This is a genomic window from Mycobacterium sp. TH-M106 (assembly GCF_057473765.1).
Genome location: NZ_JBYCLE010000133.1, coordinates 1 through 9,140, shown reverse-complemented (window position 1 = coordinate 9,140; position 9,140 = coordinate 1). Strand labels below are relative to the sequence as shown.

Genomic DNA, 9,140 nt, shown 5'->3' with positions numbered 1-9,140 from the left:
CCTGTACTATCTCGCCGACAGCGTCGATGCGACACGCCTGTCGACCTGTGAACATTAGGCGTCACCTGATATAGGTTCGGCCGAACCTGTGCGCTTTGGACTGCGGTAGCGAGTTCATCAATCACGACGTCGCCGACTGGCTGCAGGCTCGCGACATTACCCAGACCCGTTCGCGGCCCTACCAGAAGAACGACCAGGCCCATGTGGAGTCCAAGAACAACCACGTGGTGCGCAAACACGCCTTCTACTGGCGGTACGACACCCCGGCGGAGTTGGAACTGCTCAACGAGCTGTGGCGCCTGGTGTCGCTGCGGTGCAACTTCTTCACCCCGACGAAAAAGGCCATCGGCTACACCACCACTGCAACCGGTCGCCGCAAGCGCGTCTACGACGCCCCAGCCACCCCGTGGCAGCGCCTACAGGCATCGGGCGTCCTTGATGAACAACAGCTTTCCGAGGTAGCCGCCCGGATCGAAGGCATCAACCCGGCCGATCTGACCCGCCAGATCAACACCATCCAGATGCAGCTGCTGGACCTAGCCAAAGCCAAGACCGAGGCCCTGGCCGCCGCGCGCCACATCGACCTGGAAGCATTACAACCGTCAATCAACCGATTGGCCAAGGCGAAGTAGTGCAAGCCCCCCACGCGCTCACCATGTGTGAGGCACCAGCCACCGCTCCGCGCTCACTTTTACGTGAGGCACCTCGCAAAGTGAGAAACTGACTTGGGTTCGCTCGGGCCTCCCGCTTTTTCGTGGGTCGGCGCGAGCTTGGAGGCGGCTTGCCCGTCGAGCAGACGACTGACGGCATGGCTTAACCTGCCAGGTAACCTGCCAGGATGGTCATCGACGCACGGCCGGCGCAGCGAACCGACATCGACCCACTGTCGCAGATGCTGGGCCGTGCTTTCTACGACGACCCCGTCTGGATGTGGATGCTGCCGGATGACACGTCGCGGCCTGCACGGTCGGCCCGTGTCTTTGCCAGCTTCGTCCGCCGTCATCACCTGGCCGGCGGCGGGGTGGAGGTGGCCTGCGACGGGCCGGAGATCGGCGCGGCGACACTGTGGGATCCGCCCGGCCGCTGGAAACACCCGTGGCGCGCCCAGCTGACCATGTTGCCTGATTTCATCCGGGCGTTCGGTGCGCGCTTGCCCGTCGGGCACGCGGCGAGCCAGTTATTGGACGCTCACCACCCGGAAGAGCCGCACTGGTACCTCGCGGTGATCGGCAGCGACCCGGCGGTGCGGGGCCGCGGGTTCGGGCAGGCGCTGATGCGGTCGCGGCTGGACCGCTGCGACGCCGAGCACTGCCCGGCGTACCTGGAGTCCAGCAAGTTCGAGAACGTGCCGTACTACCAACGGTTCGGGTTCGTGGTGACCGGCGAGATCACTCTGCCCCGTGGCGGGCCGACGCTGTGGCGGATGTGGCGGGAACCCAGATAGCAGAGGTGCGGGAGCACGCCCTGCCGCGACCCGGTCAGGGCTTACTGCGCCAGCCGCTGGCGGCGACGGCGATCATCCGGAGTTGCTTGCCCGCAATGCGTTTGATCTCCGCGAGTGCCGCCGCATCCTGGGCTTCGTCGATGGCCTCGGCGATGACGATCATCGAGTTCACGAAAAGCCCGGACAGGATGTTGAGGTCTTCGGTGCTCCACCCGGTCATCCCCGGGAAGCGGGCCAAGTCGGTCGCCAGTTCCGAGGTGATGAGCCGGATCTCGGTGCGGATCGCATACCGCAGCACCGTCATCCCGCTGGAGCGTTCCCGGTTGATGAACCGCCAGTACTCCCGCCGGGCAGCGACGTTGTCCACCAGAATGTCCACCGACGATTCGATAACCCGGTTCGGGTCGAGTCCACCGGTCCGGGCGTCGCGCAGCATCTCGCGCAGCGCCCGAAACGACTCGTCGATAAGCACTAGCCCGAGCGCATCCATCGACTCGAAGTGGCGGTAGAAGGCAGCCGGAACGATGTCCGCGGCGCGGGTCACCTCGCGCAGGCTCAGTGCGCTGAAACTGCGTTCGCCGAGCAGCTTGAGCGCGGCGGCGATGATGGCGCGCCGGGTGACCTCCTTGCGCTCCTCGCGGGACGCCCGCTCGGGTCCGGGACGCCCTGGCCGTGTTTGCCGCCCGGGCCGTGATTTGGGAGTACGACCGTTCACTGATGTGAACCCTACCACAACCGGCAGTTTTACCTTGACGAGCACGGCATCCAGGACACACCGTGTACATGTGTTCACCCAAAATCTGATGGACCGCCTGCGGGGTTCGAACCTCGTCGACGTACTGACCGGCCCCTACGGCATCGACCGCTACACCGAGCTGGTGTCGCCGACCTGGACCTCCTCCGAAGCGCGCGCGAAGGTGGTGACGGTGCGGCGGGCCACCGCGCGCAGCGTCACCCTCACGCTGGCGCCCAATGCTGCCTTCCCCGGCTTTCGGGCCGGCCAGCATGTCAACCTCACCGTCGACATCGACGGACGCCGCCGCACCCGCTGCTATTCACCGGCCAACGCCGAAGGGCAGCGCCTGATCGAGCTGACCGTCGGGCGCCACGACGGTGGACTGGTATCGACCCACCTCTACCGCCACGTCTGGCCCGGCATGGTGGTGGGACTGTCCGGTGCCGCCGGTGATTTCGTCTTGCCCAACCCCCGGCCGCGACGGATCCTGCTGGTCTCCGGCGGCAGCGGTATCACCCCGGTGATGTCGATGCTGCGCACTCTGCAAGCGGAGGGCCACGTTCGCCGGGGCGGCGAGGTCGCCTTCGTCCATTACGCACGCAACCCCGGGGAAGCCTGCTACCGCGAAGAGCTGGCGACCATGCCGAACGTGCGGGTGCTGCACGGGTTCACCCGCGCACCGGAAACCGGCGATCTGCCCGGCCATTTCGGTGCCGACCACCTGCGGGCGGCCATGCCGTCACCAGATGCGTTGTACGTGTGTGGTCCGCCGGCGCTGCTGGACGCGGTGCGCAAACACCGTCCCGATGTGATCGCGGAGAGCTTTGTGCCGCCGGCACCGGTGCCGGCCGAGCCGTCCGGCGGACGGGTGATGTTCGCCATCAGCGAGGTCGCGGCGGCTGACGACGGCCGATCGTTGCTCGAGCAGGCCGAGTCCGCTGGGCTGCAACCGGCCCATGGATGCCGCATGGGCATCTGCCACAGCTGCACCTGCCGGAAAACCCGCGGCACGGTGCGAAACCTGATGACCGGCGCGGTCTCGACCGCCGAGGACGAAGACGTGCAGATCTGCGTGTCCGTTCCGGTCGGCGACGTCGAACTCGCCCTCTAACTAAACGAAGGGAACCAACCATGTCGCAACCGCAGACCATCCAGACCATCCAGACCATCCCCGCCCCCGACCGGATCGACGAATTCGGCCGCGAACTCGATGCGATCCGGCAGCGTGTCCTGGACGACCTCGGCGAACGCGATGCCGACTACATCCGCCGAATCGTCAAGACGCAGCGCGCACTGGATGCCGGCGGACGGGCGCTGCTGTTCGCCGGCATCCTGCCGCCGGCCTGGCTGGCGGGCACCGCGATGCTCGCGCTGTCGAAGATCCTGGACAACATGGAGATTGGCCACAACGTCATGCATGGTCAGTACGACTGGATGGGCGACCCGGCGCTGCACGGCCCCAGTTTCGAATGGGACACCGCCTGCCCGGCCGACCAGTGGCGGCACTCGCACAACTACCTGCACCACACTTACACGAACATCGTCGGCATGGACCGCGACATCGGCTACGGCCTGCTGCGGATGAGCGAGCACCAGCCCTGGCAGCCGTACTTTCTGGGCAACCCGGTCTACGCGTTCCTGTTGATGGTGCTCTTCCAGTACGGGGTGGCGGTGCACGAACTGGAGACCGAACGCATCCGGGCCGGCGAGATCGGCTTCGCCGACAAACGGGAAATGCTGAAGGAAACCTGGCGCAAGACCCGCCGCCAGACTCTGAAGGACTACGTGGCGTTCCCCATGCTGGCCGGCCCGTTCGCGCCGTGGGTGTTCGCCGGTAACGCCTCGGCCAACCTGATCCGCAACGTGTGGTCCTTCATGATCATCTTCTGCGGCCACTTCCCCGAGGGCACCCGGGAGTTCACCGTCGAGGAGACACGCAGCGAGTCGCGGGGCATGTGGTACTACCGGCAGATCCTCGGCTCGGCGAACCTGACCGGCGGCACGTTGTTCCACATCCTGTCCGGCAACCTGTCGTTCCAGATCGAGCACCACCTGTTCCCGGACCTGCCGGCGCACCGCTACGCCGAGATCGCCCCTGAGGTGCGCGAGATCTGCCGACGTTACGGCATCGGGTACAACACAGGTCCGCTGCACAAGCAGTTCGCCACGGTGGTGCGCAAGATCTTCCGGCTGGCGTCCGGCTAGCGTTGCCGGTTGCTTAGGCGTTTAATAATATCGTTCGCTGACTCACCATTCGAGGCACGAGAACGCGTGGGGGCGCGACGTACTTCACAGGGGGACCGTCATGCAGGCAGCGCTTCGCCAGTGGATCACCGTGGGCCTCGCCCTGACCGGCGCCGGTGCGATCGCCGCTATCCCGCTGGCAGCGTCGATGCACCACACCCAGACGCCCGACGTCCAGCTCACCACCGGAACCGATCCGTTCGTTGCGTGGAGCGCCGTGACCGACCACACCGAACAGAATCTCGGCGCGCTCATCATTCAGCTTCCGGGCCTGCTGGTGGATGGCGCACCGGCCGGAGCGCCGGACGCGGAGACCTTGTTCAGCCACGGGCTGCTTTACCCCATCCATGACCTCGGCACCGTGTTACCCGAGCAGTTCGACGTCTTGTTGGGCGATCTGGCGAACATCGACCCCGTCGCGTTCGTCAACGACCTGATCAGCGCGCCCGCCGTAGAGCTGGACGCCGTCCTCAATGGCGAGCCGCCGGTGGCCGGCGGCTGCGGCGATGCCCTTCCCGACTGCACCATCACCACCGGGCTGCTCACACCGATCACCATTCCCGATGTGGCCAACGGCCAAACCGAAGCCAGCCTGGGCACCTTTTCCAACCTGGCCGCGGTTATCGGCGACCTGATCAATGGAACGGGTCTCGGTGACCTGTTCGGGGGCCTCGACTTCGGCCTGTGATCGGGGCCGCTCACTTACTGCCGATCAATCGACGCCGATAGTCACCTCGGTCGACTTGACGAACACCGTCGCGGCCTGACCGGCCTTGAGGCCGAGGTCGAGCGCGGCGTCCCTGGTGATCGCGGAGGTGATCACGTTCTCGCCGCCGTCGAGGCGCACCTTCACGATCGCCATCACGGCACCGAGGTCGACCTCGGCGATGGTGCCGGTGAGTTGGTTCCGGGTCGATAAGCGCATCGCTGTCCTCCGCATCGTCGGTGTGCACGCAATGCACGCAACGGTAGTTCAACGGGGGCCGCCAAGCAGCGCAATAGACGCCTGCACTGCGGGCTCCACGATCTCGCGGATGTCTGTACCGTCCTCCACTGCCAGTGCAGTCAGTTCCCGCAAGCCGCCCAAGAGGATCACCGCCAACGGCGGCGTCAGCGGCGACAGATCGGCCCGCCGGACGCCCGGACTGCCGCTGAGCTCGATCAGCAGGCTGGTCATCAATTCCAATCCCCGGCGCTGCACCGGACGAGCGACCGTACCCAGCGACGGCAGCTCACGAATCCAGCTCAGCGTGAGCGCCGGGCGGGCCTCGATGCTGGCGACGTAGGCACCCACCGCCTGGCGGATCTGGTTGTGCCAGTCGGCCTGCGGATCGACGGCGGCGCGGATGTCGGCGGCGAGCCGCTCGTTGTCGGCGCGCAACAGCTCGAGAAAACACTCCTCCTTACCGGCGAAGTAATCGTAGAAAGTGCGTTTCGACGTGCGAGCATGGCGGACGACGTCGGCCACGGTGGTGGCTCGGTAGCCTCGTTCGCCGATCGACTCGGCGAGGCCGTCGAGCAGCCGGCGCCGGAACGCATCCCCCGGGTCTTCAGGCGCATGGGGCACGGCTTCTTCCGCTTCGTGCGCTTCTTCGGCGGCTGTAGTCACCACGCCTCCCTACCAGACGCCCTTGCACACCCTTGCCAGGTCCGGTACTACAGAGTACCGTGCCTGGTGTAACCACTGGTACACATCGGTACCACAATCGCCATGATGTTGTGTGAAAGGACTAGAGCATGAGCACAACCGCGGCCGTCGACACCCCGATCGGTCCGACGACGTGCGCGGTCAGGCTGCCGCCGGGGCCGCGCCTGCCGAAGGTCGTGCAGGGGCTGCTGTTCATCGTTGCCCGGCGGCGGGTGATGCAGTGGCTGGCCCGCCGATACGGTGCCGCGTTCACCATGAAATCCCCGATCTTCGGACCTACCGTGGTCGTCACTGATCCCGATCTGGCCCGGCAGGTGTTTCTGGCCCGCCCGGAGGATGTCGGCAACGTTCAGCCCAACCTGAGTCGGATGCTCGGCCCGGGTTCGGTGTTCGCACTCGAGGGCGCCGAGCATCGGCGGCGCCGCAATCTGCTCAGTCCGCTGTTCCACGGCAAAAGTGTGCGCGAGTACGAGCAACTTGTCATCGAAGAGACCGTGCGGGAGACGGCGTCCTGGCCGGTGGGCAAAGAATTCGCGACTCTGCCGTCGACGATGCGGATCACCCTCAATGTGATCCTGCGTGCCATTTTCGGGGCAGCCGGCCCCGAACTCGATGAGCTACGACAGATCGCCCCACCGTGGGTGACGCTGGGTTCGCGCATGGTGGTGCTGCCGATGCCGGCCCGGACCTACGGACGCTTCACCCCGTGGGGTCGACTGGCCAGCTGGCGGCGCCGCTACGAGGCCGCCCTGGACAAGCTGATCGCCGACGCGCGCAGCGACCCGCACTTCGAAGACCGGACCGACGTGCTATCGGTGATGCTGCGCAGCAGCTACGAGGACGGCACGGTGATGTCGCGCCGGGAAATCGCCGACGAACTGCTGACGCTGCTGGCGGCTGGCCATGAAACCACCGCGTCGACGCTGGCGTGGGTGTTCGAGCGGTTGAGTCGCCACCCGGACCTGCTGGCGGCGGTGGCCGCCGAGGCCGACACCGACGAGAGCGCGCTGCGCCGGGCGGCCATCCGCGAGGTGCAACGCACCCGAACCGTGATCGACTCCGCGGCCCGGCACGTCTACGCGCCGACGTTCGAGTTGGGCGAGTGGGTGATCCCACGAGGGTATTCGGTCGTCGTCGCCATTGCGGCGATCCATCGCAATGCCGACGGGTTCGAAGATCCGGGCCGGTTCGACCCGCAGCGCTACCTCGACGGCAATCCACCGACCTTCGCCTGGATTCCGTTCGGCGGCGGAACCCGGCGCTGCCCCGGCTCCGCGTTCGCCAACATGGAGATGGATATCGTACTACGAACAGTGTTGCGCCACTTCACTATCGAGCCCAGCACGAAACCGGGCGAGAAGTTTCACGCCCGCGGTGTGGCCTACACCCCCGCGGATGGCGGCCGGATCACCGTGCACCCGCGCGGCTAAAATCCACCGCTATGAGCACCGGCTCCGCAGACGGGCAGCTTGTCGACACGGTCAACGCCGCGATGGAACACACCATCCCGACCGCGCACCGGATGGGGGTGCGGGTGGTCGAGGCGAGGCGCGGTCACGCCGCAGCCGTCGTGCCGGTCGAGGGCAACGGCAACCACTTCGGGGTGGTGTATGCGGGCGTGCAGTTCACCGTGGCGGAGATCCTCGGCGGCGTCATCGCGCTGAGCACCTTCGATGCCGCCAAGTACTTCCCGCTGGTGAAGGACGTCGACATCACGTTCGTCGCGATGGCCAGATCGCAGCTACGCGCCGAGGCCCGGCTTGACGACGCGACGATCGCCCGGGTCGAAGCCGAAGCCGCCGCACACGGCAAAGCGGACTTCACCCTGGAGGCGGTGGTCACCGACACCGACGGCACGACCGTCGCCACCACCCGCGGGCTCTATCAGCTGCGTGCGCACCCGGGATAGCGACGTTAGCTTGATGCTTCCCGTTTCCGTTCCGCACGCGGCATCAACACCGCGAGCACCACAGCGACGATGAGCAGTGCCGGCACATCACCGACAAGGTGGCCGCGTTCGGCAGGGTCGCCGATCGCCTGGACCGCCATGATCGCGGCGTGCACGACGCTGGAGGCCACCGTGAACCAGATCAAGCTGCGGTGGGCGAGCGGATCGCGCGCCGCGGCGAGCAAGAATACGCCGAGCGTCGCGTAGATGCCGATGATCATCGCCAGGTAGTGCGACGGCCCGTGACCCCATGTCCAGCCGGACTGCCAGGAATGGGTGAGTGGGTAGATCCCGAATATGAAAACGAGGCCGATGACCACCAGCGCGATGCGCAGGGGAGTCACCGATCTCGTGTCGTCGGACATCATGCGTCAGCCCGTTTAGCCCTCGACACCCGCCGGGTGCGGCAGCTTCCAGTCCGGCCGGACGAAGTGGCAGGTGTATCCGCCCGGGAAATGCTCCAGGTAGTCCTGGTGCTCGGGTTCGGCCTCCCAGAAGTCACCAGCGGGGCTGACCTCGGTGACCACCTTGCCCGGCCAGAGCCCGGACGCGTCGACGTCGGCGATGGTGTCCAGGGCGATACGTTTCTGCTCGTCGTCGAGGTAGAAGATGGCGGAGCGGTAGCTGGTCCCGACGTCGTTGCCCTGCCGGTTCTTGGTGGTCGGGTCATGGATCGCGAAGAAGAACTCCAACAGGGTGCGGTAGTCGGTGCCGGCCGGGTCGTAGCGGATCTCGACGGCCTCGGCGTGGCCGCCGTGATTGCGGTAGGTCGCGTTGGCCACCTCGCCCCCGGTGTAGCCGACCCGGGTGGCGACCACCCCGGGCAGCTTGCGGAACAGGTCCTGCATCCCCCAGAAGCAGCCGCCCGCCAGAATCGCTGTGCGGTAGTCCGTCATGCTGTCGATTATCCACCGGAAAACCCGGACCGCACGCTCTCGCAACCCAGGCTCGACAAACCTGAGTAGAACGTGTTCTAGTTCTTCACGTGACGACTCCGCCGTTCAGCCGCGACGAACTGGCCGCCGCGTTCCAGACGTTCGAGCAGACCGTCGCCCGCGCCGCCGAGACCAGAAACTGGGACATCTGGGTGCAGCACTACACCGAGGACGTCGAATACGTC

12 protein-coding genes and 1 pseudogene are annotated in these 9,140 nt (G+C 66.3%); 8 read left to right on the top strand and 5 right to left on the bottom strand.

The features are described from left to right. The first annotated feature begins 95 nt into the window (after positions 1–95). Entirely contained in the window at positions 96–632 is a 537-nt protein-coding gene (locus AC2VOP_RS04825; protein ID WP_486959886.1) for a hypothetical protein, read from the top strand. Positions 633–838: 206 nt separating this feature from the next. Continuing rightward, a complete protein-coding gene (locus AC2VOP_RS04820; RefSeq protein ID WP_486959885.1) occupies positions 839–1,444 on the top strand; it encodes a GNAT family N-acetyltransferase in 606 nt (201 codons plus the stop codon). A 34-nt stretch (positions 1,445–1,478) separates the two neighbouring features. Here AC2VOP_RS04820 and AC2VOP_RS04815 read toward each other — a convergent pair whose 3' ends face one another. Next, on the bottom strand, positions 1,479–2,159 hold the full coding sequence (locus AC2VOP_RS04815) for a TetR family transcriptional regulator (RefSeq protein WP_486959884.1): 681 nt from the start codon (positions 2,157–2,159) through the stop codon (positions 1,479–1,481). Between the two features lie 88 nt (positions 2,160–2,247). Between AC2VOP_RS04815 and AC2VOP_RS04810 the strand changes: the two genes are divergently transcribed. The 3 genes from AC2VOP_RS04810 to AC2VOP_RS04800 all read left to right on the top strand — a co-directional run bounded on the left by AC2VOP_RS04810 (position 2,248) and on the right by AC2VOP_RS04800 (position 5,112). Further along, positions 2,248–3,291, top strand: coding sequence for a ferredoxin reductase (locus AC2VOP_RS04810; protein WP_486959888.1), 1,044 nt, complete (start codon positions 2,248–2,250; stop codon positions 3,289–3,291). A 20-nt stretch (positions 3,292–3,311) separates the two neighbouring features. Then, positions 3,312–4,385 carry a fatty acid desaturase family protein gene (locus tag AC2VOP_RS04805; protein ID WP_486959883.1) on the top strand — a complete coding sequence of 358 codons (1,074 nt, stop codon included), beginning with the start codon at positions 3,312–3,314 and terminating at the stop codon, positions 4,383–4,385. Positions 4,386–4,485: 100 nt separating this feature from the next. After that, on the top strand, positions 4,486–5,112 hold the full coding sequence (locus AC2VOP_RS04800; RefSeq protein ID WP_486959882.1) for a hypothetical protein: 627 nt from the start codon (positions 4,486–4,488) through the stop codon (positions 5,110–5,112). Between the two features lie 24 nt (positions 5,113–5,136). Here the strand turns inward: AC2VOP_RS04800 and AC2VOP_RS04795 are convergent, their stop codons facing one another. Then, complete coding sequence (locus tag AC2VOP_RS04795; RefSeq protein WP_486959881.1) at positions 5,137–5,349, bottom strand: TOBE domain-containing protein; 213 nt, start codon at positions 5,347–5,349, stop codon at positions 5,137–5,139. A gap of 48 nt (positions 5,350–5,397) precedes the next feature. After that, positions 5,398–5,991 (bottom strand): TetR/AcrR family transcriptional regulator, encoded by a 594-nt coding sequence (locus tag AC2VOP_RS04790; protein WP_486959887.1) that lies wholly within the window; start codon positions 5,989–5,991, stop codon positions 5,398–5,400. 170 nt (positions 5,992–6,161) lie between these two features. On the opposite strand from AC2VOP_RS04790, the gene AC2VOP_RS04785 reads away from it, so the two are divergent. Both AC2VOP_RS04785 and AC2VOP_RS04780 read left to right on the top strand, forming a co-directional pair. After that, positions 6,162–7,502 carry a cytochrome P450 gene (locus AC2VOP_RS04785; protein WP_486959880.1) on the top strand — a complete coding sequence of 447 codons (1,341 nt, stop codon included), beginning with the start codon at positions 6,162–6,164 and terminating at the stop codon, positions 7,500–7,502. Between the two features lie 11 nt (positions 7,503–7,513). Further along, positions 7,514–7,981 (top strand): PaaI family thioesterase, encoded by a 468-nt coding sequence (locus tag AC2VOP_RS04780; protein WP_486959879.1) that lies wholly within the window; start codon positions 7,514–7,516, stop codon positions 7,979–7,981. A gap of 5 nt (positions 7,982–7,986) precedes the next feature. Here the strand turns inward: AC2VOP_RS04780 and AC2VOP_RS04775 are convergent, their stop codons facing one another. Then, a complete protein-coding gene (locus AC2VOP_RS04775) occupies positions 7,987–8,388 on the bottom strand; it encodes a DUF6632 domain-containing protein (protein ID WP_486959878.1) in 402 nt (133 codons plus the stop codon). 12 nt (positions 8,389–8,400) lie between these two features. Then, the gene (gene msrA / locus AC2VOP_RS04770) at positions 8,401–8,916 is read right to left on the bottom strand and encodes a peptide-methionine (S)-S-oxide reductase MsrA (RefSeq protein WP_486959877.1); all 516 of its coding nucleotides are present in this window, start codon (positions 8,914–8,916) and stop codon (positions 8,401–8,403) included. An 89-nt stretch (positions 8,917–9,005) separates the two neighbouring features. Between msrA and AC2VOP_RS04765 the strand changes: the two are divergent. Continuing rightward, positions 9,006–9,140, top strand: a pseudogene (locus AC2VOP_RS04765) (nuclear transport factor 2 family protein); the annotation flags it as partial.

Coding starts and splice junctions, on each gene's coding strand:
- AC2VOP_RS04820 (WP_486959885.1), top strand. CDS start 839: ATGGTCATCGACGCACGGCCGGCGCAGCGAACCGACATCGACCCACTG.
- AC2VOP_RS04810 (WP_486959888.1), top strand. CDS start 2,248: ATGGACCGCCTGCGGGGTTCGAACCTCGTCGACGTACTGACCGGCCCC.
- AC2VOP_RS04805 (WP_486959883.1), top strand. CDS start 3,312: ATGTCGCAACCGCAGACCATCCAGACCATCCAGACCATCCCCGCCCCC.
- AC2VOP_RS04800 (WP_486959882.1), top strand. CDS start 4,486: ATGCAGGCAGCGCTTCGCCAGTGGATCACCGTGGGCCTCGCCCTGACC.
- AC2VOP_RS04795 (WP_486959881.1), bottom strand. CDS start 5,349: ATGCGCTTATCGACCCGGAACCAACTCACCGGCACCATCGCCGAGGTC.
- AC2VOP_RS04785 (WP_486959880.1), top strand. CDS start 6,162: ATGAGCACAACCGCGGCCGTCGACACCCCGATCGGTCCGACGACGTGC.
- AC2VOP_RS04780 (WP_486959879.1), top strand. CDS start 7,514: ATGAGCACCGGCTCCGCAGACGGGCAGCTTGTCGACACGGTCAACGCC.
- AC2VOP_RS04775 (WP_486959878.1), bottom strand. CDS start 8,388: ATGATGTCCGACGACACGAGATCGGTGACTCCCCTGCGCATCGCGCTG.
- msrA (WP_486959877.1), bottom strand. CDS start 8,916: ATGACGGACTACCGCACAGCGATTCTGGCGGGCGGCTGCTTCTGGGGG.